The sequence below is a fragment of the Deinococcus grandis genome (assembly GCF_001485435.1).
Lineage (GTDB): Bacteria > Deinococcota > Deinococci > Deinococcales > Deinococcaceae > Deinococcus > Deinococcus grandis.
The window spans coordinates 2,639,483-2,665,715 of sequence record NZ_BCMS01000001.1 but is presented as its reverse complement, the minus strand read 5'-3'; the positions used below and the strand labels follow the sequence as shown (position 1 = coordinate 2,665,715).

Sequence of the window (26,233 nt, the reverse complement as noted above, 5' to 3'; positions counted from 1 at the left end):
CGTCTGAACGCATTCCGCAGTCACCCCCGGCGCTACACTCCGGGGGTGATCGTCAAGTACGGCGGGAATGCCATGAAGAGTCTGGACCTGCGGCGCGCCGTCGCCGCCGAGATCGCCGCGCTGCGCGCCGGGCAGACCGTCGTCGTCGTGCACGGCGGCGGCCCCGTCATCGAGCGGGAACTCGCCGCGCGCGGCATCCCCAGCGAGTTCCGCGCCGGGCTGCGCGTCACCACGCCCGAGGCGATGGACGTCGTCGAGATGGCGCTGTGTCAGCTGAACAAGCAGCTCAGCCAGGACGTGGGCCGCGCGGTGGGCCTGATGGGCCGCGACTCGGAACTGCTGCGCGCCGAGGTCTTCGACCCCACGCTGGGCCGCGTGGGCCGCGTGACCGGCGTGAACGCGGACGTGCTGCGCGCCCTGCTCGGCGCGGGACTCACGCCGGTCGTCGGCTGCGTGGCCGTCGGCCCGGACGGGGACGCCCTGAACGTGAACGCCGACACCGCCGCCGGGGCCGTCGCGGGCGCCCTGAACGAGGGCATCGTGTTCCTGACCGACGTAGACGGCGTGTACCGCACCTACCCCGACCCCGAGAGCCGCGCTGCGCACCTGACCCGCGCCGAGGTCGAGGGGGGCATTCAGGACGGCTGGATCGCGGGCGGCATGATCCCCAAGGTCCGCGCCGCCCTGGACGCCCTGGACCGCGGCGCGCCCTTCGCCGTGATCGCCAGCGGCATGCACGCCGGGGCGCTGTCCGCCGCCGCGCGCGGCGAGGCCGGCACGCGCATCACGCCCTGAACGTCAGCGGACGCGGCTGAAGATCAGCGTGTCGCGCGGCGCCGAGCCGTCCGCGGTCACGTCGTCGTTCACCAGCCGGGCGTCCAGCGTGTAGCCCAGCGCCGGGGGAATGCGGGCGCTGCGCCCGTTGGCGGGATCGCAGCGGATCTCCAGGCGCCGCAGGCCCAGGCCGCCCGCCGCGCTATCTGTCAGGGCCAGGTCGGTCAGGGCCTGCACGACCTCGCGCGCGTAGCCCTGCCCGGCGTGCGCCGTGGCGATCCAGTACCCGATCTCGCCCTTCGGGACGCGCCAGTCCAGCGCGTGGTACCCGCTGCTGCCGACCAGCTCGGTGCCCTCGGCGTTCCACACGTGGTAGCGCAGGTTCTCCCGCGCGTCGAAGCGTTCGGCGGCGCCCGTCAGGTTCTCGCGGGAGGCGTCCAGCGTCATGGGCGCCTGCGCCCACACCATCCACTCGCGCAGCTGCGGCAGCGACGCGTTCACGGCGGCCACCAACGCCTCCGCGTCCGCCGGATCGGGGCGGCGCAGCCGCAACCTGGGCGTGACGATCTCGGTGGGCACGGCGCTGGGAGCAGTCATGCGCGGCAGTCTACGGGACCGCGCGGGCAGGCGCGTCCGCCCATGGGCGCAGGGTCGTCCCGCGTCATACGGATTCCGTTTGTTTCGTTAACAGATCGGAACACAGCCGATCTGCCAACTCCACGCCCGGAACCCGTTTCTCTCCTCCTCGCTCCACTCGGGTTGAAAGATTTTGCAAACCTTTCAACCGGAGTCCGTATCATTTCGTCCAGCGGTGCTCGTAGCAGTACGCCCAGTCCTCGCCGGGTTCGGCGCTGCGGATGACCGGGTGCCCCTGCCCCTGCGCGTGGCGGGTCGCGTGGCGGTTCTTGCTGGAGTCGCAGCAGCCCACGTGCCCGCAGGTCATGCAGACCCGCAGGTGCACCCAGGTGTCGCCCAGTGCGACGCATTCCAGGCACACGTCCGCCTCGGGCGTGACCGGCCCGGCGTTGTGCACGGCGTGCTCGCACTGGGCGCGCTGCGTGGCGCTCAGGGTCACGGGCGGGTGCTCGGCGAGGTGGCGGGACAGTTCCGTCCGCGTGACCTCCGGCGGGGTCAGCAGGTCGAGGATGCCCGCCGCGACCTCCTTGTGCGCGCTCAGGATGTGCTGCGCGCCCAGCGCCTGCAACCCCGCGACTCCCTCGGGCGAGGTGGCGCGCGTGATGACCTGCACCTGCGGCGCGACCGTGCGCAGCACACTCAGGGTGCGTTCGGTCATCTCGGTGTCGTCGTCCGCGATGACGACCGCGCGGGCCGAGTCGATGCCCAGGTCCCGCAGCAGCCCCGCGCGGGTGTAGTCCGCGATCAGGACCGGCGCGCCGCGCCCCTGGAGTTCACTCGCGCCGTCCGGGTTCCGGGTGACCACTGAGTACGGCTGCCCCGCGCGGCTCAGGGCGCGGGCCGCCAGGCGGGCGTGCGCGCCGTACCCCAGGAACACCACGCGGCCCGCGACCGGCAGGCCATGCGCGCCGTCCCCGTGCCGCTCCCCGCCGGACGGCCCGGTACCTGCGGCTCCCGTGCCCGCTTCCCCGGGGGCAGGGGAGGGCAGACGGGCCAGCAGCGGTCCGCCCAGCGCCGCCAGGCCCGGGGTCAGCGCCATCAGCAGCACCGTCGCCGCAATGAACACCCCTGAGCCCTGCTCGCCCAGCCCGGCGAAACTCAGGCCCAGGGCCGCGCCGGTCGTGGCGAGCACGAACGAGAACTCCCCGACCTGCCCGGTCAGCAGCGCCACGGGCAGCGCCGTGCGCCAGTCCTCGCCCAGCAGCCGCACGCTCAGGGACGTCACCACGACCTTCAGCAGCGCGATCAGCGCCGCCGCGCCCAGCACCAGGCCCAGGTGACCCAGCACGAACCGCAGGTCCAGCTGCACCCCCACCGACAGGAAGAACGCCGCGCTGAACAGGATCTGCAGCGGCAGGATCTCACCCATCGCCTGCGCACCGTAGCGGCTCTCGCTGACGAGCAGACCCGCCAGGAACGCCCCCAGCGCCAGACTCACGCCCGCCAGCGCGGTCAGGCTGGCCGTGCCGAAGCACAGCGCCACGACCGCCAGCAGGAAGATCTCCGTGCTGCACGTCCGCGCCACGACCTCCATCAGGGGCGGCACCACCCGCCGCGCCGCGACGAGCACCAGCGCGATGATCCCGCCCGCCTTCGCCAGCGCGATCAGCACGCCCGCCGCGCCGCCCCCCTGCCCGGCCAGCATGGGAATCAGCAGCACCATCAGCACCACCGCCAGATCCTGAAAGATCAGGATGCCCAGACTGACCTGCCCCGTCCGGGCGTTCGTCTCGCCCCGCTCGCCGAGCAGTTTCATCACGATCGCGGTGCTCGACAGGGCCAGCAGGCACCCCGTGAACACCGCGTCCGCCGCGCCCACCCCGAAGGCCAGCAGCGCGCCCGCCGCCGCCAGGACGGTCAGGCCCACCTGCAACCCCCCACCCAGGAAGATCAGCCGCGCGATCCGCGACAGCCGCTCCAGGCTGAACTCGATCCCGATGGTGAACAGCAGCAGCATCACCCCGACCTCCGACGCCGCCGAGATCAGCTGCGGATCCCGGATGAGGCCCAGCGCGCCGGGACCCACCAGCACCCCCGCCAGCAGAAAGCCGATGATCGGCAGCAGCCTGAGCCTGAACGACCCGTACGCCGCCGCCGCCGACACGATCAGCAGCAGCGTCAGTTGCACCAGGAACGCGGGTGGTCCCGCGTGCGCCGCCTCCGCGCCTGCTCCCTCGGCGCCCGCCGTGCCCAGCAGTGCCAGCGCCCCCCACATCCACCAAACCGTCATGCCCCAGCATGACAGCCCGGCCCGCTCCGGCGCGTCAGTCCGGCAGGTGGAACGCCACGCGGACATCCAGCCCGCCGCCCGGCGTGTCGTGCAGCGTGATCTCCGCGCGGTTCACCTGCGCCAGCCGCCGCGCCAGCGGCAAGCCCAGCCCCCGCCCGGGCACGTGCGTCGCCAGGCGCGTGCCGGGCTGGAACGCCTGCTCGTGCAGGCTCGGGTGCAGGCCCGGCCCGTGGTCCGTCACGCGGATCACCGGTCCCCACAGCGCCGTCGGCGGGTCCAGCGTCACCGTGATCGGCCCGTCGCTGTACTTGATGGCGTTCTCCACGAGGTTCTCCACGATCTGCTGCACCTGGGTGGCGTCCACCATCCACAGCAGCGGCCCCGACGGGCGGCGCACCCGCACGCGCATGTTCTCGTGCCGCGCGACCAGCGCCGTCAGGTCCGTCATGACCGGCAGGGCCGTCATCTGCACGTACATGGCGTCCAGGCGTTCCAGTTCGCTGCGCCGCGCCATCTGCTCGGCGGCCCCCTCGATGCTGCGCAGCAGCTTCTCGCGCGCGCGGGCGTTGTCGGTATGGCGCAGCGCGTCGGTGGCCAGCAGCAGCGCCTGCATGGGGCGGCGCAGCTCGTGCGCGGCCATGCCCAGCGCCTCGCGCTGCTGGGACTCGTTGCGTTCCCGGGTGTGCCGCTCGTGCCCCGCGCGGTTCAGCGCCGTGAGGATCAGGATGCTGCCCAGCAGCCCGCTCAGGAGCCCCGCGAGCAGCATGGTGCTCTCCAGCGCCTGCAGGTTCCGCTTCAGGGTGAGCCGCGCCTGATCCTGCTCCGCACGGCTGCGCTCATCGAGCGCCAGCACGATCTGCAGCGCCCGCTGCGTGTCGGCCGGGGTGCGCCGCTCGATCAGGGGCGCGACCGCCTTCAGGCGCCGGGCCGCCTCCTGCTCGTCGCTCTGCGGCTCACCCGCCTGCTGATCATCCCCGCCGGAGTCCGGGTAGCGCTGACTGTCGCCCAGCAGACTCAGCACCTCGCGCCGCCTGGCGTCCAGCGTCACCGCCGGGGTGTCCGCGCTGACCTCCAGCGCCGCGTACCGCACCAGGGTGGTCAGCAGCGTCTGGTACGGCGGGTTCCACATCGCCTCGTCCTGCGCCAGGGCGCCCCGGGCGGGCAGGAACGCCGCGACGATCAGCACGCCCGACAGCAGCATCGGCAGCAGCGCCATGAGCAGATTCGCCCGGCTCTGCTGCGACAGGTCCCACAGCGGCGCGCGGTCCGGCGTCACGTGCCCCGCGGCCCGCCCACGCCCGCCCCCCGGCCCGGGCGCGCGCGGCGCGCACAACGCGCCGAGAGAAGGCAGAGGGCAGAGGCGGGGACGCCGGGAGGAAGGCGGCGTCCGCCGGCCCGGCCACCCGGACGGGCAGCGCCCGGCAGCGTGCGGACGTGTGGGGGGAACACGCCGCGCATGTTAGCGAGTTCCCGCCGGGACGCTCAAGCAGTCCGGCGCGCGGTATGCTGCCCCACGGACATGACTGAACGACCGCTGGTTTCGCTGGGGGACCTGACCTGGGACGTGCTGGCGAAGCCGGACACGCTGCTGCTGCCCGGAGGGGACAGCACCGGCAGGATTGAACTGTCAGGCGGCGGAAGCGCCGCGAACCTCGCCGTGTGGGCCCGCCGCGCCGGTGCCACGCGCGCCGTGCATTTCGTCGGGAAGATCGGCCAGGACCGCTTCGGGGAACTGGCCACCGCGGAACTCCAGGCCGAGGGGGTCAGCGCCGACGTCATCGAGAGCGCCGAGCACCCCACCGGCGTGATCCTGGGCCTGATCGACCGCCGCGGGCAGCGCGCCATGCTGACCGGGCAGGGCGCCGACTGGGAACTCCTGCCCCACGAACTGCCCGCCGAGACCCTGCGCCGCTGCGGGCACCTGCACCTGACCGCCTGGAGCCTGTTCCGCGACCCGCCCCGCTCGGCCGCGCTGCACGCCGCGCAACTGGCCCGCGCGGGCGGCGCCACCCTGAGCCTCGACCCGGGCAGCTTCCAGATGATCCAGAGCATGGGCCGCGAGGTGTTCCTGCGCATCCTGGACCGCCTGCCGGTGGACGTGCTGTTCCCCAACGACGACGAGGCCCGCGCCATGAGCGGCCGCGGCGACCGAGCCGACGCCATGGACTGGTTCCGCACCCGCTTCCCGGACGCGCTGATCGTCATGAAACTCGACGAGGACGGCGTGCTGATCGAGGGTCCCGCGCAGGCCCGCGTGCAGGTGCCCGCCACGAACGACCGCGCCGTGGACGCCACGGGCGCCGGGGACGCCTTCGGCGGCGCGTTCCTGACCGGCTGGCTGGCCCACGGGGACGCCGTGCGGGCCGCGCAGCTGGCCGTGCAGGTCGGCGGCTGGGTCGTGTCGCGCTTCGGGGCGCGCCCCCCCACCGACGAGGACCTCCTGGCCCGCGTCGCCACGCACGGCGCGGGGGCCGCGTGAGGCGCGGCGGCGCCGGGTGCCTGCGCGTCCTGGCCGTCTTCACGCTGCTGCTGTTCGGCGCGGTCGGCGGGGCGCTGTGGTACGTGCGCGGCCTGCTCGGCCCGGCCGGCGGGCCCGCGTACACCCTGGAGGTCAAGCCCGGCGACACCCTGTCCGGGGTGGCGGGCACGCTGCAGGCCCAGCGGATCGTGAAGAACGGCGACGTGCTGCGCTTCCTGATGCGCCGCAGCGGCACCGCGGGCAGCCTGAAAGAGGGCCTGTACGACCTGAACGGGCAGATGACCGCCGAGCAGGTCGCCGCGAAACTCGCCGGGCCCGCCCGCATTCCCACCGTCAGCGTCACCATCCCCGAGGGGCGGCGCGTACGCGACCTGAGTGCCATCTTCCAGAAGGCCGGATTCGACGGCGCGGCCATCCTGAAGGTGCTGAACGATGCGGCCCTCAGCCCCTACGCCAGCGGCAAGCAGCAGACCCTCGAGGGGTTCCTGTTCCCCGCCACGTACGACCTGCGCCCCCAGGCCACCCCCACCCAGATCGTGCAGACCCTGCTGGACCGCATGAACCAGGAATTCACGCCCGACCGCGTCGCCAGCGCCAAAAAACTGGGCCTGAGCGTCCGCGACTGGGTGATCCTGGCCAGCATGGTCCAGGCCGAGGCCGCCAACGACGCCGAGATGCCCGTCATCGCCGGGGTGTTCCTGAACCGCCTGCGCGACGGCATGACCCTGGGCAGCGACCCCACCGTCGCCTACGGGCTGGGCAAGGACCTCCCGGAACTCGACCGCAGCGCCGGGGACTTCCGCCGGGACACCCCGTACTCCACGTACACCCGCGCCGGACTGCCCGCCGGACCCATCAACAACCCCGGACAGGCCGCGCTCCTCGCCGTCCTCAGCCCCAAACGGACCCTGCCCGATGGGCGCGACGCCGTGTACTTCCTGCACGGCCTGAACGGCCGGATCTACGTGAACCACACCTACGCCGAACACAACCGCGACATCGCCCGCTACCGCTGACCGGCGCGCACCCCACACCCGGAGGCCGTGAGGAGAGTTCCCGCGGCCTCTGACTGCTGCTGTGAGGCGCCCGGGCCGCAGGTGTGATACGGATTCCGTTTGTTTCGCTGACAATCCGGAACTTCACCGGATTGCCAGCTCCACGTCCGGAACCCGCTTTGCTCCTTCTCGCATCCGCTCGGGTTGAAAGGTTTTGCAAGCCTTTCAACCGGAGTCCGTATGACACACCTGTCTGACCTGCAGCTGACGACGTGACAAACTTCGTCACGGAACCGGCCTGCGCCCGGTACAGTACGGACATGATCCTGACAACGCTGCTGCTGGTCGCTGGCCTGGCGGCCGCCGCCCTCCTGCTGCGCCGCGTGCTGGGCGGCGGTGAACGCTACGAGCGGATTCCGCGCGGTCCGGGCCGCCGCGACAGCGCCCAGGACGTGTACTGGGAAGCGCGCGTCCTGGCGGCCCTGAACGGTAACCGCGCCGCGCTGGAACGTCACGTGCTCGGCAAGCAGCGCCAGAAACCCGGCCTGAAACGCTGGGAACTGCTGCGACTTGTGCACCTGGACCTCACGCGGCGCGGCGCGGCCCGCCCCGCAGAGCGTCCCGCGACCGAACGCCGCCGCGCCAGCCCGCGTGGCGGGACGTTCCGCACGCACTTCTAGATCAGCGGCCCGCGCCGCGTGATGAACTTCACGCGGGCCGACACGGCATTGACGTGCGGGCGGCAGCCTGCGGCGCGTGAAGCGCGTCCTGATGACCCTCCTGCTCGGCACCGTCACCCTGGCCCCCGCCGCCTCATTCAGCCTGGGCGGGCAGCTGCGGAACCCCGCGCAGGCCCGGCCGCTCGGCAGCGGCCCGCTGACCGTGCTGCTCACGAACCTGGGGGGCGGCTGGCTGCTCGGCATGGGGCCCCTGAAAGGCGAGCGGTTCAACGTGGTCGTGCCGTCCGGGTTCAGGCCCCCGGTGCAGCCGCTGGAAGTCTGTGACGGCGTGACCGTGCAGCCCGCCGGAGCCCGCACGTACACCGCCGAGACGCTTCTGCTCTTCAGCGCCGCGTCGAACGCGGTGGCGACGCTGGTGCAGGCCGACCACCCGACCGTCGCCACGCAGCGCGGGCAGTGGGTGTACAGCGACCGCACCGTCACCCTGCGGGGACGCTGCGCGGGCCTGAACACCTACTACGACCTCACGCTGCGGCCCGGCTGGACCGGCGTGACCACCGAGAGCCGCGACGGCCGCTTCGACATCCGCAACGCCACCGTGAACCTGCCGTACTGGGTGCAGCCGGTCCTGACCCGCGACGCCCGCGCGACCTTCCCCACGCTGTTCAGCGGTCAGCGCAGCGCGTTCAGGAACCGCTGACGCCCGGCCCGCCGGTCGGGGCGGCGTCCCGCCCGCGCGGCACGTCCCGCGCACCCCGCCGCCCGAACGCGTGCGCCAGATCCCGCTCGCCCAGGCGCAGCACGGTGGGCCGCCCGTGCGGGCACGCCCACGGATGCTCGCAGGCGGCCAGGGCGTCCAGCACCGCCTGACCCCGCCCCAGGTCCAGCATCCCGGCCTTCAGCGCGGGCGCGCAGGCCAGCCGCGCCAGCACGTCCCGGCGCGGGTCCGGACCGTCCCCCAGGGCACTCTCGACGATCTGCTCGTGGAGCCGGGGCACGTTCAGCGGGGCCAGCGCGGCGGGCAGCGTGCGCAGCCGCGCCAGTCCCGCCCCGAAGTCCTCCAGCGTCAGGCCCCAGCCCTGCAACTCGGGGCCGCGCTCGTGCAGACGCGCGGTCTGCTCGGGGGTCAGGTGTAGCAGCTCCGGCTCGGGCAGCTCCGCCGGGGGGGCGGCGCCCAGCGTGCGGGTCAGGTGCTCGAACAGCGCCCGCTCGTGCGCGGCGTGCGCGTCCACCACCCACAGGTCCCCCTCGCCCTGCGCGAGCAGGTACAGCTCCTGGTACACGCCCAGCAGCGTCAACGCCGGGAACGCCGCGTGCCCCGGCGCCGGGGCGGGCTCCGCCGCCGGGCGCAACGCCGGCAGCGCCCGCGCCAGCGGGTGTGCGGAGAGCGCCGCCGCCACCGCCGCCCGCACCCGCGCCGCCACGCCCGGCAGGTCCGCCAGCGCCACCACCTGCTTCGCCGGATGCACGTTCGGGTTGTGATCCCCGGGCGCGACCGTCACGTCCAGCACGCACAGCGGCGCCACGCCCGCCGGGAGCAGCTCGCCGAAGCCCTCGATCACCGCGCGTTCCAGCTCCGGCGGAGCCAGCACCGGCCGCCCGTTCACGCTGACATGCATCCGGTCCCGCCGGGCGCGCGTCAACTCCGGGCGGGACACCACCCCGCGCACCCCCTCGCCCGACACGGCCAGCACGCGGTTCGCGCTGAGCGGACCGTACACGCTCGCCACCGCGCCCCGGTGATCGCTGGGCGCGTGCGTCAGGCGCACCTCGCCGTCCACCGTCAGGCGCCAGTGCAGGCCCGGGTGGTGCAGCACGTACCGGCCCAGCAGCGCCGTCACCTCCCGCACCTCCGACGCCGCCGGAGCCTGCGTCCGCAGCCGCCCCGGCAGCCGCGCGAACAGGTTGCGGACCGTCACGGTCGTTCCCGCCGGGGCGGACGCGCGGGCCACCTGCACGTCCTCACCCTGCGCGAGCACCTCGCACGCCCCCACCTGCGCCGCCGGACGCGACACCACATGCAGCTCCCCGGCCTGCGCCGCCGCCCACAGCGCCTCGCCCCGGAAGCCCAGCGTCGTCACGCCCTCCACCGACCGCGCCTGCGGCGACAGCTTGCTCGTCGCGTGCCGCAGCGGCGCCAGCCCCACCGACCCCGCCGGGATGCCCCCCCCGTTGTCCCGCACCCGCACCAGCCGCAGCCCCCCGCCGTCCACCTCGACCTCAATGCGGGTCGCCCCGGCGTCCAGCGCGTTGTCCACCAGTTCCCGCACCACGTCCAGCGGACGCGACACCACCTCGCCCGCCGCGATCAGACGCGCCACATGAGCCGGAAGGACGTGAATGTCAGGCGAGGTCACCCGGTCAGGGTAGCGGGTCACGGGCCGGCACTTTCCGCCTCAGGTCGCGATCAGGCCGGGTCGGGCAGCACCTTCCCCGGATTCAGCAGGTTCAGCGGGTCCAGCAGGGTCTTGACCTCGCGCATCAGCTCCACCGCGTCGCCATGCTGGGCGCGCAGGAACCGGCGCTTGTGCAGGCCCACGCCGTGCTCGCCGCTGCACGTGCCGCCCAGCGCCAGCGTCCGCTCGACCAGCCGCGCGTACAGCGCGTCGATTCGCGCCCAGTCGCCCGAGCCGCGCGGCGCGTGGAACAGCACGTGAAAATTCCCGTCCCCCACGTGACCCAGCACGCTCGCGTCCAGCCCCTCGGCCCGCAGGCCGTCTTCCGTGAAGGTGAGGATGTCCGGCAGGGCGTCCAGCGGCACGCACAGGTCCGTGCTGAGGAACGCCTCGCCGGGGTACAGCGCCTTCAGCGCGTAGAACGCGTGATGCCGCGCCCGCCACAGCGCCTCCAGGTCCTCGGGCTGCCGGGCGACCCGCACGTCCAGCGCGCCCGCGTCCCGGCACAGTTCCTCGCACAGCGCCCGGACGTCCTCCAGCGCGCCCGCCGAGGCGCCCGCCAGTTCGATCCAGAGGGTCGGCACCTCCGGCTCAGTCAGGCCCAGGTGGCGGTTCACGGCCCGCAACCCCCGCGCGTCCATCAGTTCCAGCCGCTCCGGCTGCGCCGCCGCGCCCATCACCGCCGTCGCCGCCCGCGCCGCCGAGCCCACGTCCGGGAACGCGCAGCGCAGCGCCAGCCGCGCGGTCGGCAGCGGCCACAACCGCACCGTCAGCTCCGTGATCACACCCAGCGTGCCCTCCGCGCCCAGGAACAGGTGCCGCAGGTCGTACCCGGCGCTGCTCTTGCGCGCCCGGCTGCCCAGTGACAGCACCCGCCCGTCCATCAGCGCCACCCGCAGCGCCAGCACGTTCTCCCGCGTCGTCCCGTACCGCACCGCCGCCGTGCCGCTCGCGTTCGTGGACGCCATCCCGCCCAGCGTCGCCTCCGCCCCCGGATCCACCGGGAAGAACAAGCCGTGCGCGCGCACGGCGCGGTTCAGCTGCGGGTACGTCACGCCCGGCTCCACCGTCGCCTGAAACGCCCCCGGGCGCACGTCCAGCACGCGCGTCATGCCGCTCAGGTCCAGGCTCAGCGCGCCCGGCGGCGGAATCAGCTGCCCTTCCAGGCTGCTGCCCGCCGCGAACGGCACCACCGGCACCCGGAACTCCCGCGCCAGCGCCAGCGCGTCCACCACGTCCGCCTCGGTCCGCGCGAACAGCACCGCGCCGGCCCGCACGACCTCCAGACCACTCTCGTCCCGCCCATGCGCGTCCAGCGCGGCGTCCGCCGTGCTCAGCGCCTCCCCGAACCGCGCCCGGAACGCCCCCAGCGCCGCCCCACCCAGCTCCGCTGCTGTCATGCGCCCATTGTGCGCCTGCGTGTCCCTCAGCCCGGTGTGGACTCTGCTCCTGTCACCTCGCGCTGCCAGCGGTGCAGCAGGTCGAGGGCCTGCATCGGCGTCAGCCGGGCGAGGTCCAGCGTGGCGAGTTCCCGCGTGAGGCGCGTGTCGGCGCCCTGCGCGCCCAGCGCGGTCAGCAGGCGCGCGGCGCGGGTGGTGACCTGGGCGGGCAGTCCGGCAAGGCGCGCGACCTCCACGCCGTAACTCTGGCGGGCGGCGCCGGGCACGACCTGATGGTAGAAGGTCAGGCCTCCGCTCCCGGCGGCGCCGTTCTCAAGCTGCACTTCCTCGGCGGCGACGTGGAGGTTCACGAGGCCGGGCAGGTCGCTTTCCAGTCGGGTGAGTTCGAAGTAGTGCGTGGCGAACAGCGTGTGCGCCCCGGCGGCGTGCAGGTGTTCCAGCGCGGCCTGCGCGATGGCGAGGCCGTCGAGGGTACTCGTGCCGCGCCCGATCTCGTCGAGGATCACGAGGCTGGCGTGCGTCGCGCCGTGCAGGATCGCGGCGAGTTCGCTCATCTCGACCATGAACGTGGAGCGCCCGCCCGCGAGGTCGTCACTGGCGCCGATGCGGGTGTGCACGGCGTCGTACACGGGGAGTTCGGCGTGGTCGGCGGGGACGAACGAGCCGATCTGGTGCAGCAGCGCGCACAGGGCGGCGGTACGCAGGTACGTGCTCTTGCCCGCCATATTCGGCCCGGTCAGCAGCACCGCGCGCCGGGTGGGGTCGAGGTGCACGTCGTTCGGCACGAACCGCCCGCCCAGGCTGCGTTCCACGACCGGGTGCCGCGCCTGCACCAGCCGCAGGGGGCCGTCACTGGTCACCGGGCGGATCCAGCCGTGCTCGGCGGCCACGTCGGCCAGCGCGGCCAGCACGTCCAGTTCGCTCAGCGCCCCGGCGGCGTCCGCCAGCGCCTCGGCGTGCGCGGCGAGGCTGTCGCGCAGCTCCGTGAAGACCTCCTGCTCCAGGCGGCTCGCGGCGGCCTCCAGCCGGGCGATCTCCCGTTCGCGTTCGCGCAGGTCCGGGCGGGTGAACCTCGCGCGGTCCTTCAGGGTCGCCACCTGCCGGTAATCGGCGGGCACCTTGCCCAGGTGCGCGCCCGTGACCTCCAGGTAGTACCCGAACACGCTGTTGTACCCGACCTTCAGGCTGCCAATCCCGGTGCGCTGCCGCTCGGTGACCTCCAGGTCCGCCAGCCACGCGCGGTGCCCGATCGCGGCGGCGCGCAGCTCGTCCAGCTCGGCGTGGAAGCCGTCACGGATCAGGCCGCCGTCACCCACGCGGATGGGCGGCTCGTCCACCAGCGCCGCGCGGATGCGGGTCACGACGTCCGGCAGGGCCGACAGGCGCTCGCGTACGCCGCCCAGCAGCCCGCCCTGCGCGCCCAGCAGGTCGGTCGCCTCGGGCAGCAGGTCCAGCGTGCGGGCCAGGGCCGCCACCTCGCGCGGCGCGGCCCGCCGGGTCGAGACCCGCGCCGCGAGCCGCTCCAGATCGTGCGCGCGGTACAGCAGGGACCGCACCGCGCCGCGCAGGTCCGGCGCGCGCGTGAACGCCTCCACGGCGTCCAGCCGCGCGCGGATGCTCAGTTCGTCCAGCAGCGGCGCGCGCAGCCACGCCCGCAGCCGCCGACGCCCGCCCGCCGTGCGCGTCTGCCCCAGCACGTCCGTCAGCGTGCGGCCCTGCGGGGACTGCGCCTGGAACAGCTCCAGCGCCCGCACCGCCGCGTCCGGCAGGCGCATGTGCGCGCCCGGCTCAAAGCGCACCACGCGCCGCACCATGTCCAGCCGCCCCTGCTGCGTCACCCGCGCGTACCCGAGCACCGCCCCGCACGCCCGCCGCAGCGCCCCCGACGACAGACTCGCCGGGACCTCGCCCAGCGTGACCCGCAGCGCCTCGTGCGCGTCCGCCTCCTCGAAACTGGCGGGGGAGAGCATCACCGGGAAGCGCGCCTGGAAATCCGCCAGCAGCGCGGCGTTCCCGGACAGTTCCGGCGCGAGCAGCACCTCCCGCGCCCGGCAGCGGCCCAGCTCGTCGTACAGGGCGAGGCGGGTGTGGAACGCCGCGCAGCGGAACTCCCCCGTACTGACGTCCAGCAGCGCCAGCGCGTACCCGTCCCCGGTCGCCACCGCCGCCAGGTAGTTCTCGTCCGCGCCCAGGTGCCGCTCCTCGGTCACCGTGCCCGGCGTGAGCAGCTGCGTCACGCGGCGGTCCATCAGGCCCGAACCCGGCTCCTCCACCTGATCCGCCACCGCCACGCACACCCCGCACGCCAGCAGGCGCTCCACGTGACTGTCCAGCGCCCGCAGCGGAATGCCCGCCATGGGCGTGCTGAAATCCCGGCTGCTCTTGTGCGTCAGCGCCAGCCCCAGCAGCCGCGCGGTGCGCTCGGCGTCCTCCCCGAACGTCTCGTAGAAATCCCCCACCTGGAACAGCAGCAGCGCGTGCGGCAGCTGCGCCGCCACCTCGTCCCGCATCCGCACGTACTGCTCCAGCATCGGCGGCAGCGCCCCCGACCCGGTTCCCTTCAGGACAGTCTGAGCCCGCATCCCGCGCAGGATAGCCGCCCCCCGCAGGCCACATGGCGAGAGGGGCACCCTTGCCCCGCGCAGGGGCCGGTCAGTTGTCGAACCAGAACACCAGCCGCAGGTCCGCCGGGTCCGCCACCTGAGTCTGAAGGTACGGCACGACGCGGCTCAGCAGCCCCGTGGCCTGTCCCAGGTCGCGGTAGGTGCGCACGTCCCGTTCCAGGCGGCGCTTCACGCTCACCTCGCTCAGGTCGAGATCCCGCAGCGGCTGATCCCAGTCGAAGCGCAGCAACTCGTCCAGCGTCAGCCACGACGGGTGATGACACCAGACCTCCGCTTCTGCCCAGGCAGCCTGGAGGGCGGCGCTGAGATCGCCCGGCACGCCGCGCGGGGCGGTGATGGGCTCGATCTCGATGGTGTTGCGGACGCCGGCCAGCAGCGCGAAGAGGTCGTAATCCCGGCCCAGCTCCAGCGGATGCCCCCAGTGGGCTTCAAAGATCCGATCTTCCTCTTCCAGGCTCATTCCGCTGGTGTCCGGCATTGGGTTGAGGTCGGCTGGCTCCCACACGCCGTTGCGCCGCATCTCGTAGTACTCGTGAATGTCGCAGCCCATAGCCCCGAGCATGCCAGTTCCGCCTGCCGTGTGTGCGGCCCGCGCGGTGTACCCTCGGCGCATGAGCCTCTTTCAGCTGAACGGGAAACGCGCCCTGGTGACCGGCGGGAGCCGCGGCATCGGGCTGGCCGCCGCGCACGATCTGATCCGCCTGGGGGCGCAGGTGACGCTGGCCGCCCGCAACGAGGACGTGCTGCGCCGCGCCGCCGACGCCATCGGCGCCCGCTGGGTCGTGGCGGACGTGGGCACGCAGGAAGGCGTGGCGTCGGCGGTGGAGGCGGCCGGGCAGGTGGATATCCTCGTCAGCAACGCGGGCGGGCCGCCCCCCGCGCAGCCCAGCGCCGTCACCGAGGAAGCGTGGGCGCAGGGCTTCCAGACGACTTTCATGAGCACCGCGCGGCTGGCGACGGCGGTGCTGCCCGGCATGCGCGAGCGCCGCTGGGGCCGCATCATCGCCGTGACCAGCCTGACCGTGGGCCGCCCCGCGCTGAACCTCCCGGTCAGCAACGCCATGCGCGCCGCCGTCACGAACCACCTGCGGACCCTGGCGCTGGAAGTCGCCGCGGACGGCGTCACCTGCAACACCGTCGCGCCCGGCTACACCGCCACCGAACGCCTGAACGCCCTGCATGCCGACCCGGCCGACGCCGAACGTCTGAAGGCCCGCATTCCCGCGCGGCGCTTCGGCGAACCGAACGAGGTGGGCGCCGCCGTCGCGTTCCTCGCCACGAACGAGGCGGCGTACATCACGGGTCAGGAGATCCTCGTGGACGGCGGCTGGAGCATCTGAAGCTGGTTGGCCACAGGGGGAGGGCCGGGGCATCTGGACCGCGCCTGCCGGGGCACGCTGGGGGCCGCGCGGGGCCTTCACCGTCGTTTGACCAACCGCCATTAAGGTTTGATAGGTGAGCTGCCCTCCATCCGATCGGCCTCCGCTCGCATACCTTCAGGGTAAGACGGCCCCGCACCCCCACACCTCACTCGATCCTGCCCGCGCGGGCAGTGCAAGGAGCAGAACATGAGCCTCGGACCCCTGGAAATCATCCTGATCATCGCCGTGATCGCCCTCATCTTCGGTGCCAAGAAACTCCCGGAACTCGGCAAGGGCCTCGGGCAGGGCATCAAGGAATTCAAGCGTGAAACCCACAAGGAACAGGCCGTGACCGATGTGCCCTCGCGCCCGCTGGATCCCGTGACGCCTGCCACGCCCGTCACCCCGGTCAGCGAGCCCATCAGCGACCGCCGCTGAGTCCCGCAAAGGAGCGCGTCATGTCCGCCATTCCCCCCAAAGAACTGAGCAGCGCCCCGCTGTTCGATCACCTGGATGAACTGCGCAAACGGATCATCATCAGTGTGATCTTCCTGGCGGTCGGCATGGCCGTCGCCTTCCAGTACCGCGTCCAGCTGATCGAGTTCTTCAAAGAGCCCCTCACCCACTCCGTGCTGTATCAGGCGGACAAGGTCAAGCTGGTCGCGCTGCAACTCACCGAGCAGCTCATGCTGAGCCTGAACATGTCCTTCTGGGCGGGACTGGCGCTGGCCCTGCCGTTCATCCTGTGGCAGGTGTGGGCCTTCATCGCCCCGGGTCTGTACGTCCACGAACGTCGCTGGGCGCTGCCCTTCATCCTGGGTGCCGGCGTGGCCTTCCTGGGCGGCGCGCTCTTCGGGTACAAGATGGTGCTGCCCACCATGATTCCCTTCCTCGCGGACTTCATGGGCGGCACGGTCGAAGGGTACTTCAGCATCGGCTCGTACCTGGGCATGGTCACGACCTTCCTGATCTCCTTCGGGCTGGCCTTCGAGATGCCCATCCTGGCCGTGATCCTCACCCGCATCGGGATTGTGAACCACACCATGCTGCGCGGCGGGTGGCGGATCGCGCTGGTCGTCATCATGATCGCCGCCGCCGTGATCACGCCCACGCCGGACCCCATGAACATGCTGCTGGTCGCCGCGCCCCTGTACGTCCTGTACGAACTCAGCGTGATCCTCTCGCGCGTGTTCCGCGTTGTGCCCACCGAGGAGACCGAGACGCCCGCCCCACTGAGCTTCTGACCCCCGGGGGCTCCCACCCCACTGACTCACTGAGCGCGGCCCCCTGCCTCCGGGCGGGCGGGCCGCGTTCCCACGGCGAAGGCTCTACACTGCGAGGCGACCTATGGATCCCATCTTCCTGCAAATCGGCAATTTCACGATTGCCTGGTACGGCGTGCTCATCACCCTGGGCATCGTCGCCGGCGTGTGGGTCGGCACGCGCATGGCCCGCGAACGCGGCCTGAACGTCGACCTCTTCAATGACCTCATTCTCTGGATGATCGTCTGGGGCCTCGTGGGGGCCCGGCTGGTGTTCGTGGTGACCTCCTGGCACCAGTTCGAGAACATCCCCTTCCCCCGCGTGCTGCTGGACATCGTGAACCTCCGCCAGGGCGGCATCAGCATCCACGGCGGATTGATCGGCGGCATTCTCGTGATGCTGTACTACGCCCGCCGCAAGGGCATGGACTTCTACCGCTACGCGGACCTGTGCGTGCCCGGCGTGGCCTTCGGGATCATCGGCGGGCGCATCGGGAACATCATGAACGGCACCGACACGGTGGGCCGCGTGACCGGCTGGCCCATCGGGTTCCGCTGGCCGGACAGTGCCCGCGCCTTCCATGACGGCATGTGCATCAAGAACGCCAACCCGGACATGGACCTGTCGCAGTACTGCCAGCAGATCGGCGGGCAGCTCGTCATGACCGCGCCCGTGCACTTCACGCAGCTGTACGGCGTGATCATCGGGATCATCCTGTCCGTCGCGGCGTTCTTCTGGCTGCGCAGCCGCATCCCCGGCTGGGTGTTCTGGCAGTTCTGGCTGTGGTACTCCATCCTGCGCGCCGGGTGGGAGGAGACCTTCCGCCTGAACCCCCTGTCGCCCAGGGCGTACCTGAATCAGGGCCTGGACGCCCCCGGCATCGGCCTGTTCACCGACACGCACATCATCAGCATTCCGCTGATCATCGTGAGCATCTGGATGCTGATCCGCCTGCGCCGCAAGGGCCCGCCCGCCCCGGCAGCCCCGGCCGACGCGCCGGCCTGAGCCGCCGTCACCTGCACAGAGGGTGTCCCCACCGCCGGGGGCACCCCTTTTCGTGTGGGTCGCTCAGGTCTGCCCGCGCCCGGCCCGACCGGGCGGTTGGTACAGTGGGCAGGCTATGACTGAACAGATCCGTCCGCTGGACGTCGTGATTCTCGCCGCCGGGCAGGGCACCCGCATGAAATCCAGCCTGCCCAAGGTGCTGCACCCCGTCGCGGGCCGCCCGATGGTCGCCTGGGCCGTGAAGACCGCCCGTGACCTGGGCGCGCGCAACGTGGTCGTCGTGACCGGCCACGGCGCCGACCGCGTCGAGGCCGCGCTACAGGGCTCGGGCGTGGTGTTCGCCCGGCAGGAGCAGCAGCTGGGCACCGGGCACGCCTTCATCCAGGGTCTGGACGCGCTGGACGACCACCAGGGCGCCGACGTGCTGGTCCTGTACGGCGACACGCCCCTGCTGCGCCCCGACACCCTGGCCGCCCTGCTGGGGGACCACCGGGCGCGCGGCAGCGCCTTCACGGTCCTGACCGGAGAACTCGCGGACGCCACCGGGTACGGCCGCATCATCCGCGACGAGCAGGGCAACGTGGAACGCATCGTCGAGCAGAAGGACGCCACGCCCCTGGAACGCACCGTGCGGGAATTCAACAGCGGCGTGTACCTCATGGACGCCCGCGCCACCGACCTCGCGCACCGCATCACGAACGACAACGCCAGCGGCGAGTACTACCTGACCGACCTGCTGGGCCTGTACAAGGCCGAGGGCGCCGAGGTGCACGCCTTCAAACTCACCGACCCTGGCGAGGTCATGGGCGCCAACGACCGCACGGGTCTCGCGGAGGCCGAGAGCATCATCCGCGCGCGCATCACGCAGGAGCACATGCGCGCCGGGGTGACCATCCACATGCCCGAGACGGTGTACATCGAGGACACCGTGCAGATCGGCCGGGACGTGACGCTGGAACCCGGCGTGATCCTGCGCGGCGACACCCGCATCGCAGAGGGCGTCACTGTCGGCCCGTACAGCGTCATCACCGACAGCACCCTGGACGAGGGCGTGACCATCAAGGCCCACAGCGTCCTGGACGGCGCGGTCGTCGGCGCCGGCAGTGACGTGGGTCCCTTCGCGCGCCTGCGTCCCGGCACCGTCCTGGCGGGCGGCGTGCACATCGGGAACTTCGTGGAAACCAAGAACGCGCAGCTGGCGGCGGGCGTGAAGGCCGGGCACCTCGCGTACCTGGGCGACGTGGAGATCGGCGAGGAAACCAACGTCGGCGCCGGGACCATCGTCGCGAACTTCGACGGTGTGAACAAGCACCGCTCCACGGTCGGCGCGGGCGTGTTCATCGGCAGCAACAGCACCCTGATCGCCCCGCGCGTCATCGGGGACGCGGCGTTCATCGCGGCGGGCAGCGCCGTCCACGACGACGTGCCCGAGGGCGCCATGGCCGTCGCGCGCGGCAAGCAGCGCACCCTCGACGGCTGGTCACGCCGCTACTGGGGCGGCCTGCGCGAGAAGGTGCAGGTCAAGCTCCCCTGGCTGGCCGGCTGGCTGAGCCGCCAGGACTGACCAGGGCCGGGAGGGGGGACGGGTGCGCGGCCCCCCCCTCTCGGCAAATGTGACTGCGGCGTCAGAAGCGCGGGCGTACGCTGCCTCTCATGATTGAGGTCAGTGGGTACACGAAACGTTACGGGCGGCACGAGGCCGTCAGCAACCTGTCGTTCACGGTGCAGCCCGGCGCGGTGTTCGGCCTGCTGGGCAGCAACGGGGCGGGGAAGACCACCACCATCCGCGCGCTGGTCGGCCTGACCCGCCCGACCAGCGGCACGGTGCGCGTGGCGGGTTTCGACGTGTGGCGCGACCCGGTGAAGGCCAAGGCGGCGTTCGGGTACATCCCGGACCGCCCGTACCTGTACGGCAAGCTGACCGCCCGGGAGCTGCTGCGCTTCGTGGGGCAGCTGTATCAGGTGCCCAATTCGGATACCGAGATCGACCGCTGGCTGGAGTTCTTCCGCCTGACCGACTTCGGCAACGAGCTGATCGAGACGTACTCGCACGGCATGCGGCAGAAGGTGGCGATCGTCGCCGCGCTGCTGCCCGACCCGCCGGTCCTGATCGTGGACGAACCCATGGTGGGCCTCGATCCGCACGCGGCGCGGCAGGTGCGCGACCTGTTCCGTTCCCATGCCGACCGGGGCCGCACGGTGCTGCTGACCACCCACTCGCTGCCCGTCGCGGAAGCCGTCTGCGACCGGCTGGTCGTGCTTGACCGCGGCAAGGTCCTCGGCGAGGGCTCAATGGACGACCTGCGCGCCCGTACCGGCACCGAGGCGGGCGGCGTGCACGGCGACAGCCTGGAACGCATCTTCTTCCGCCTGCTGGAGGATGAACTGGAGGAAGGGCGACGCGCCCGCGAGGAAGCCGGAGTGGCCGGGGTGGGCGCTTGACCGCCACGCCCGCCCCCCGCCCCGCCCGCGCCACCCAGCCCAGCCTGAGCGCCCTGAAACTCCGCGCGCTGGCCCACACCATCCGCAAGGCCCCGAAGTGGGGCTACGCGCTCGTCGGCACGCTGGCCCTGCTCCTCGTGGTGGGCGAGGTGATCGGCACCTGGAAAGCCCTGACGTTCCTGGGCCGCTTCGGGGACATCGGCCTGAACGTGTTCGCGCGCGTGCTGGAGATCGGCCTGATCACCCTGAGCAGCGGCGTGACGTTCAGCGCCACCACCGCCGCCATCAGCACCCTGTACCTCAGCGACGACCTGAACTTCCTGCTGACCCAGCCCATCAGGACCACCCGCGTGTTCGCGCTGAAGGTCACCGAGACGTTCCTGAACGCCGCGCTGGTCCCCGTGTTCCTGACCCTGCCGCTGCTGCTGACCGTCGCCGCGTACTTCCAGGCGCCCGCCTGGGCGTACCCGGTCATGATTCTCGCCACGCTGCTGGTGTTCGCCGCGCCGGTGGGCCTCGGCGCGCTGCTGGCCGTGCTGCTCATGCGCGTCGCCCCGGTCGGCCGCGTCCGCGAGGTCAGCACCGGCCTGGGCGTGATCATCAGCGCCGCGCTGGTGTACGCCATCCGCGCCCTGCGGCCGGAAGTCCTCGTTCAGAAACTCCAGGACCCCACCAGGGTCGAGGCCCTGCTGCGCGACTTCGCCGGACCCAGCAGCCCCCTCCTCCCGCCCTCCTGGGCGGCGCAGGGCATCTGGCAGGCCGCCCACGGACACCTCGCCGCGCCGCTGCTGCCCCTCCTGCTGCTGACCGTCACGCTGCTCCTCGGCGCGACCCTCCTCGCCGCGAAGGCCTACCAGGACGGCTGGGCCCGCGCCCTGGACTCCAGCACCCCCAGACTCGACCCGCGCCCCCGCCGCGCCGGATTCAGCGAACGCCTGCTGACCCGCCTCGGCCCCGGCGGCGCGCTGGCCGCCAAGGACCTACGCGTCACCCTGCGCGACCCCACCCAGTGGAGCCAGCTGCTCGTGGTCGTGGCGCTGGCCGGCGTGTACCTCGTGAGCGTCAGGGCCGTGCCCATCCCGGTGCCGCAGTTCCGGGGCATCCTCGGGTACATCCAGCTGGCCTTCCAGGGCTTCATCATCGCGGGCATCGCCGTCCGCCTCGCGTTCCCCGCCGTCAGCACCGAGGCGCGCGGCTACTGGCTGCTGCGCACCGCGCCCATCGAGCCGCGCCAGATCGTCCTCAGCAAGTTCCTGGGCGTGCTGCCCGTCACCCTGACTGTGGGCCTCGTCATGGGCGTCGCCAGCGCCCTGAGCATGAACCTCGGCCCCACCTTGCTGCTGCTCAGCGTGCTGGTCAGCGTCAGCAACGCCCTCGTCATCACCGCGCTCGGCGTCGGCCTGGGCGCCGCCGCGCCCAAATTCGACGCGGACAACCCCGCCGAGATCGGCGTCAGCCCCGGCGGCCTCGCCTTCATGGGCCTCAGCCTCGCCTACTCCGTCCTGTGCCTCCTGCTGCTCGCCCGCCCCGCCGCCGGCAGCGTCCTGCGGCCCGACCTATACCCCGGCTACAGCGCCCTGACCACCATCGAAGGCATCCTCGGACTGATCGGCCTGCTGCTCGCCACCGTCCTCGGCACATACCTCAGCCTCCGCAGTGGCTGGCAGCGCCTCGACCAGCTGGAGTGACCGACCGTCAGGGCCGGTGCGCCGCGCCCGCCCCGACCACCGTGTGCCAGCGCCGCACCTCCCAGCTGCCGATCAGGCCGCCCAGCACGTAGGGGTCGGTGCGGGCGAACTGCTCGGCGGCGTCCGGGGTGTCGCCCTGGAACAGCAGGGCGGCGCCGTCCACCGGGTCGGTCAGCGCGCCTGCCAGCAGCAGTTCTCCCCGGTCGGCGGCAGCCTGTGCGTGCATGAGGTGGGCGGCCCGCAGCGGTTCGCGCCGCGTGACGTAGTCGGGGACGAGGTCGCGGTACAGCAGCAGGAAGTGCATGCGCGCAGTGTACCGGGGGCATAAAAGGACGTGCGCCGCCCGAGGAGGGAGCGGCGCACGGTCCTGATGGGGTGGTTCAGTCCTTGACGAGTTCGATGTCGGCCAGTTCGCTGATGGGCAGGCCCCACTTGTTCATGGCGTCGAAGAAGGGGTCGGGGTCGAGCTGTTCGACGTTCCAGACGCCGGGCTGCATCCACTCACCCTGAAGCATCAGCATCGCGCCGATCATGGCGGGCACGCCGGTGGTGTAGCTCACGCCCTGCGCCTGCACCTCGCGGTAGCAGTCGGCGTGGTCCTTGACGTTGTACACGAAGTGCACCTTGGGCTGGCCGTCCTTGCCGATGCCCTTGGCCTGCACGCCGATGCAGGTCTGACCACTGTACCCGGCGGCGAGGCTCTCGGGGGCGGGGAGCACGGCCTTCAGGAACTCGATCGGGGCGACCTTCATGCCGCGGAAGTCGATGGGTTCGATGGAGGTCATGCCGATGCCCTCGAGGACGTTGAGGTGCTTGATGTACGCCTCGCCGAAGGTCATCCAGAAGCGGGCGCGCTTGATGGTGGGAAAGTGCTTGACGAGGGATTCGAGTTCCTCGTGGTACAGCACGAAGCTCTTGCGGGTGGCGACCTTGGGGTAGTAGATGTCCTGGCTGATTTCCAGGGGCTGGGTCTCGACCCACTGGCCGTTTTCCCAGTAGCGGCCGTTGGCGGTGATCTCGCGGATGTTGATTTCCGGGTTGAAGTTCGTGGCGAAGGCCTTGCCGTGGTTGCCGTTGTTGCAGTCCACGATGTCCAGGTAGTGGATTTCCTGGAAGTGGTGCTTGGCGTGGTGCGCGGTGAACGCCTGGGTGGCGCCGGGGTCGAAGCCGCAGCCGAGCAGCGCCATCAGGCCCTTCTCCTTGAAGCGGTCCTGGTACGCCCACTGCCAGGAGTACTCGAACTTGGCGACGTCCTTGGGTTCGTAGTTGGCGGTGTCCAGGTAGTGCACGCCGGTTTCCAGGCAGGCGTCCATGATGGTGAGGTCCTGGTAGGGGAGGGCCACGTTGATGACCATCTTCGGGCCGAAGTCGTTGATCAATTTGACGAGTTCGGGGACGTTGTCCGCGTCGACGGTGGCGGTGGTGAACACGGCCTTGCTGTCGGGCATGTGCTCTTTGATCTCGGCGACGATCTTGTCGGCCTTGGCGACGGTGCGGGTGGCGATCAGCACTTCGGTGAAGACGCTGTCGTTCTGGGCGCATTTCTTGGCGACGACGTTGGCGACGCCGCCCGCTCCGATGATGATGACCTTGCTCATGGGGGTCAGTGTACCCTGCCTGCCCGCGGCGCTAGGGTGAGGGGGTGAGTCCGCGTCCCCGCCCGTCTGCCAAGCGAACTGCCCAGCCGTCTGCCCAACCAACTGCCCGGCCGGGGGGGCCGGGGTTGCGCGGGGATGGGGAGCTGCGCGAGGTGACGCCGGAGATGCGGGCGCGCAGTGTGCGGACGTTCGTGGTGGTGCTGGTGGTGTTCTTCGCGCTGGTGGGTGTGGTGGTGGCGACGCTGGCGTGGCAGGGGCGGGGCGTGCGGGATTACGCGGCGCGCGTGGCGGACGCTGTGCTGGCGGGGAAGCCGTCGCCGAACGTGGGGTTCACGCAGGCGTGCGTGGACGCCGTGCCGGGGCCGCTGCCCGCGCAGGCGCAATCGTGCGAGGTGCGGGTGGAGGACGGCGCAGCGCGGGTGACGGTGGGCGTGCAGGGTGGGCGGTCGTACGTGATCGAGCGGCGTCCGTGAGAACGGCGTGAGGGAGAGCTTCATGGAAGTCTGACGTCCCCCTCACTTTATTGAGAAGCATTCCTATTAAGTTTGGGGGGTCCGATGCCACCTCGCCCCCACCGAACCCAGGAGTGCGCCATGCCCGAGAAGAACGCCGCGTCCTACGCCCCCACCGAATCCCCCGACATGCAGACCACCGCGCCCCAGGCCCCCGGCGCGCCCCTGACCAACCACTCCGGGAATCTGGTCCCCAGCAACACCAACAGCCTCACCGCCGGACAGCGCGGCCCCGTGCTGCTGCAGGACTGGCACCTGCTCGAACGCATGGCGCACTTCAACCGCGAACGCGTCCCCGAACGCGTCGTGCACGCCAAGGGCAGCGGCGCCTTCGGCACCTTCCGCGTCACGCGCGCCATCCCGGAACTCACGGCCGCGAAACTCTTCCAGAAGGAAGGCACCGAGTGCCGCATGCTGGCCCGCTTCAGCACCGTCGCCGGGGAGAAGGGCTTCGCCGACACCGTCCGCGACCCGCGCGGCTTCGCGCTGAAGTTCTACACCGAGGACGGCAACTGGGACATGGTCGGCAACAACACCCCGATCTTCTTCGTGCGCGACGCCATCAAATTCCAGGACTTCATCCACAGCCAGAAACGCCACCCCGTCACCGGGCGGCGCAGCAACGCCATGCAGTTCGACTTCTGGGGCCTGCGCCCCGAGAGCCTGCATCAGGTCATGTACCTGTTCGGCGACCGTGGCCTGCCCCGCTCGTTCCGGTTCATGAACGGCTACTCCAGCCACACCTACAGCCTGTGGAACGAACAAGGCGAGCGCTTCTACGTGAAGTGGCACTTCCACAGCCAGCAGGGCGTGCAGAACCTCACCGAGGAGGTCGCCGCGAAGATCGCCGCCGCGAACCCCGACTACCACTTCCAGGACCTGTTCGACGCCATCGAACGCGGCGAGCACCCCAGGTGGACCGTCAGCATCCAGGTGATGCCCGAGGCGGACGCCGAGACGTACCACATCAACCCCTTCGACCTGACCAAGGTGTGGCCGCACGCGGACTACCCGCTGATGCAGGTCGGGGAATTCGAACTGAACGAGAACCCCCAGAACTACTTCGCGGAGATCGAACAGGCGGCGTTCGAACCCAGCAACATGCCGCGCGGTTTCGGCGCCAGCCCCGACAAGATGCTCCAGGCGCGCCTCATGAGCTACGCCGACGCGCACCGCTACCGCATCGGCATCAACTACGCCGCGCTGCCCGTCAACAAGGCCGCCTGCCCGGTCATGACCTACCACCGCGACGGCCAGACGCGCTTCGACGGGAACTTCGGCGGCACGCCCGTGTACGAACCGAACTCGTACGGCGGCCCCGCCGTCGCGGACGGCACCCCGCAGGAACCCCCCATGCCGCTGGGCAGCCTCGCCGACCGCTACGGCTGGCCCGAGGACGACACCGACCTGTACGGCCAGCCGCGCGACCTGTACGCCGTCATGCAGCCCGACGAGCGCAAGCGCCTCGCCATGAACTTCGCCGGCGCGCTGGCCGACGTGCCCGCCTTCATCGCCGACCGCTTCATCGGGCACCTGGAACGGGTCTCCGCTGAACTCGCCGGGAACGTCCGCGACGGCATCAGGCAGAAGAAGGCCGAGGGGCACCCGGAACTGAGCGGCATCCTCACCGAGACGCACACGAACGCCGCCGGGGGCGACCAGACCCCCTCGCGCGAGATGGTCGTCGGCGCCGACGACTGATACGGACTCCGGTTGAATGGCTTGTACAGCCGTTCAATCCGAGCGGATGCGAGTAGGAGAAGAACGGGTTCCGGACGTGGAGTTGGCAACCCGGTGTAGTTCCCGGTTGTCAGCGAAACAGACGGAATCCGTATGATACGGACTCCGATTGAATGGTTTGTGCAAACCATTCAATCCGAGCGGATGCGAGAAGGAGCGAAACGGGTTCCGGACGTGGAGTTGACAGATCGGTGATCTTCCGCTCTGTCAACGAAACAAACGGAATCCGTATGACCCACCCCCCAGGCACCCAGACCCACCCTGACCGGGGTGGGTTTTTTCTGTTCGCCCAGCTGCCTGCTGACCGGGCGTCCTGTAGTCATTCCCGCTGTACGAACCTTCAGAAAGGGTTCATACTCTTTATGGTCAAGATCACAGTTCATCCGGCACCGTTCGTTCGCGTGTCCGGC

The 26,233-nt window shown here is 71.4% G+C and carries 23 protein-coding genes; 14 read left to right on the top strand and 9 right to left on the bottom strand.

Annotation, left to right across the window (positions count from 1 at the left end; all coding sequences use genetic code 11):
- Nucleotides 1–45: 45 nt before the first annotated feature.
- Nucleotides 46–795, top strand: coding sequence for an acetylglutamate kinase (argB, locus tag DEIGR_RS12900; RefSeq protein WP_058977842.1), 750 nt, complete (start codon nt 46–48; stop codon nt 793–795).
- Between the two features lie 3 nt (nt 796–798).
- Here the strand turns inward: argB and DEIGR_RS12895 are convergent, their stop codons facing one another.
- From DEIGR_RS12895 to DEIGR_RS12885, 3 genes are all read right to left on the bottom strand, one after another.
- Nucleotides 799–1,371: a GNAT family N-acetyltransferase gene (locus DEIGR_RS12895; RefSeq protein ID WP_058977840.1), complete on the bottom strand. Its 573-nt coding sequence runs from the start codon at nt 1,369–1,371 to the stop codon at nt 799–801.
- 199 nt (nt 1,372–1,570) lie between these two features.
- Nucleotides 1,571–3,640 carry a cation:proton antiporter gene (locus DEIGR_RS12890; RefSeq protein WP_153013740.1) on the bottom strand — a complete coding sequence of 690 codons (2,070 nt, stop codon included), beginning with the start codon at nt 3,638–3,640 and terminating at the stop codon, nt 1,571–1,573.
- Between the two features lie 34 nt (nt 3,641–3,674).
- Nucleotides 3,675–4,916, bottom strand: a complete 1,242-nt coding sequence (locus tag DEIGR_RS12885) for a sensor histidine kinase (protein ID WP_153013739.1) — start codon at nt 4,914–4,916, stop codon at nt 3,675–3,677.
- A 243-nt stretch (nt 4,917–5,159) separates the two neighbouring features.
- On the opposite strand from DEIGR_RS12885, the gene DEIGR_RS12880 reads away from it, so the two are divergent.
- The 4 genes from DEIGR_RS12880 to DEIGR_RS12865 all read left to right on the top strand — a co-directional run bounded on the left by DEIGR_RS12880 (nt 5,160) and on the right by DEIGR_RS12865 (nt 8,494).
- Complete coding sequence (locus DEIGR_RS12880) at nt 5,160–6,119, top strand: carbohydrate kinase family protein (RefSeq protein ID WP_058977835.1); 960 nt, start codon at nt 5,160–5,162, stop codon at nt 6,117–6,119.
- Nucleotides 6,116–7,135: an endolytic transglycosylase MltG gene (mltG, locus tag DEIGR_RS12875; protein WP_407638325.1), complete on the top strand. Its 1,020-nt coding sequence runs from the start codon at nt 6,116–6,118 to the stop codon at nt 7,133–7,135. The genes DEIGR_RS12880 and mltG overlap by 4 nt, the downstream gene beginning before the upstream one ends.
- 299 nt (nt 7,136–7,434) lie before the next feature.
- The gene (locus tag DEIGR_RS12870; RefSeq protein WP_058977833.1) at nt 7,435–7,794 is read left to right on the top strand and encodes a hypothetical protein; all 360 of its coding nucleotides are present in this window, start codon (nt 7,435–7,437) and stop codon (nt 7,792–7,794) included.
- Between the two features lie 76 nt (nt 7,795–7,870).
- Nucleotides 7,871–8,494, top strand: a complete 624-nt coding sequence (locus DEIGR_RS12865; RefSeq protein ID WP_058977831.1) for a hypothetical protein — start codon at nt 7,871–7,873, stop codon at nt 8,492–8,494.
- On the opposite strand, the gene mutL is transcribed toward DEIGR_RS12865, so the two are convergent.
- The 4 genes from mutL to DEIGR_RS12845 all read right to left on the bottom strand — a co-directional run bounded on the left by mutL (nt 8,481) and on the right by DEIGR_RS12845 (nt 14,764).
- The gene (gene mutL / locus DEIGR_RS12860) at nt 8,481–10,151 is read right to left on the bottom strand and encodes a DNA mismatch repair endonuclease MutL (protein WP_058977829.1); all 1,671 of its coding nucleotides are present in this window, start codon (nt 10,149–10,151) and stop codon (nt 8,481–8,483) included. The genes DEIGR_RS12865 and mutL overlap by 14 nt on opposite strands.
- 50 nt (nt 10,152–10,201) lie before the next feature.
- Complete coding sequence (locus tag DEIGR_RS12855; RefSeq protein WP_058977827.1) at nt 10,202–11,590, bottom strand: FAD-binding oxidoreductase; 1,389 nt, start codon at nt 11,588–11,590, stop codon at nt 10,202–10,204.
- 26 nt (nt 11,591–11,616) lie between these two features.
- Nucleotides 11,617–14,172, bottom strand: coding sequence for a DNA mismatch repair protein MutS (mutS, locus tag DEIGR_RS12850; protein ID WP_058977825.1), 2,556 nt, complete (start codon nt 14,170–14,172; stop codon nt 11,617–11,619).
- A 70-nt stretch (nt 14,173–14,242) separates the two neighbouring features.
- Nucleotides 14,243–14,764 (bottom strand): hypothetical protein, encoded by a 522-nt coding sequence (locus DEIGR_RS12845; RefSeq protein ID WP_058977823.1) that lies wholly within the window; start codon nt 14,762–14,764, stop codon nt 14,243–14,245.
- A 61-nt stretch (nt 14,765–14,825) separates the two neighbouring features.
- On the opposite strand from DEIGR_RS12845, the gene DEIGR_RS12840 reads away from it, so the two are divergent.
- The 7 genes from DEIGR_RS12840 (at nt 14,826) to DEIGR_RS12810 (ending at nt 21,973) form a co-directional block, all read left to right on the top strand.
- Complete coding sequence (locus DEIGR_RS12840) at nt 14,826–15,554, top strand: SDR family oxidoreductase (RefSeq protein ID WP_058977821.1); 729 nt, start codon at nt 14,826–14,828, stop codon at nt 15,552–15,554.
- A gap of 228 nt (nt 15,555–15,782) precedes the next feature.
- A complete protein-coding gene (locus DEIGR_RS12835) occupies nt 15,783–16,013 on the top strand; it encodes a twin-arginine translocase TatA/TatE family subunit (protein ID WP_058977819.1) in 231 nt (76 codons plus the stop codon).
- Nucleotides 16,014–16,033: 20 nt separating this feature from the next.
- On the top strand, nt 16,034–16,819 hold the full coding sequence (gene tatC, locus DEIGR_RS12830; RefSeq protein ID WP_058977817.1) for a twin-arginine translocase subunit TatC: 786 nt from the start codon (nt 16,034–16,036) through the stop codon (nt 16,817–16,819).
- A gap of 103 nt (nt 16,820–16,922) precedes the next feature.
- A complete protein-coding gene (gene lgt, locus DEIGR_RS12825) occupies nt 16,923–17,843 on the top strand; it encodes a prolipoprotein diacylglyceryl transferase (protein ID WP_058977816.1) in 921 nt (306 codons plus the stop codon).
- A gap of 115 nt (nt 17,844–17,958) precedes the next feature.
- Nucleotides 17,959–19,407, top strand: a complete 1,449-nt coding sequence (gene glmU, locus DEIGR_RS12820) for a bifunctional UDP-N-acetylglucosamine diphosphorylase/glucosamine-1-phosphate N-acetyltransferase GlmU (RefSeq protein WP_058977815.1) — start codon at nt 17,959–17,961, stop codon at nt 19,405–19,407.
- Between the two features lie 89 nt (nt 19,408–19,496).
- Nucleotides 19,497–20,285, top strand: coding sequence for an ABC transporter ATP-binding protein (locus DEIGR_RS12815; protein ID WP_058977813.1), 789 nt, complete (start codon nt 19,497–19,499; stop codon nt 20,283–20,285).
- Nucleotides 20,282–21,973: a putative ABC transporter permease subunit gene (locus tag DEIGR_RS12810; protein ID WP_058977811.1), complete on the top strand. Its 1,692-nt coding sequence runs from the start codon at nt 20,282–20,284 to the stop codon at nt 21,971–21,973. Before DEIGR_RS12815 ends, DEIGR_RS12810 begins: the two co-directional genes overlap by 4 nt.
- A 7-nt stretch (nt 21,974–21,980) precedes the next feature.
- Here DEIGR_RS12810 and DEIGR_RS12805 read toward each other — a convergent pair whose 3' ends face one another.
- Nucleotides 21,981–22,277, bottom strand: coding sequence for a YciI-like protein (locus DEIGR_RS12805; protein ID WP_058977809.1), 297 nt, complete (start codon nt 22,275–22,277; stop codon nt 21,981–21,983).
- Nucleotides 22,278–22,353: 76 nt separating this feature from the next.
- Entirely contained in the window at nt 22,354–23,571 is a 1,218-nt protein-coding gene (locus tag DEIGR_RS12800) for a saccharopine dehydrogenase family protein (RefSeq protein ID WP_058977807.1), read from the bottom strand.
- A 152-nt stretch (nt 23,572–23,723) separates the two neighbouring features.
- Between DEIGR_RS12800 and DEIGR_RS12795 the strand changes: the two genes are divergently transcribed.
- Both DEIGR_RS12795 and DEIGR_RS12790 read left to right on the top strand, forming a co-directional pair.
- Nucleotides 23,724–24,044: a hypothetical protein gene (locus tag DEIGR_RS12795; RefSeq protein WP_160329936.1), complete on the top strand. Its 321-nt coding sequence runs from the start codon at nt 23,724–23,726 to the stop codon at nt 24,042–24,044.
- A gap of 120 nt (nt 24,045–24,164) precedes the next feature.
- The gene (locus tag DEIGR_RS12790; RefSeq protein ID WP_083524049.1) at nt 24,165–25,784 is read left to right on the top strand and encodes a catalase; all 1,620 of its coding nucleotides are present in this window, start codon (nt 24,165–24,167) and stop codon (nt 25,782–25,784) included.
- The last annotated feature ends 449 nt before the right edge of the window (nt 25,785–26,233 follow it).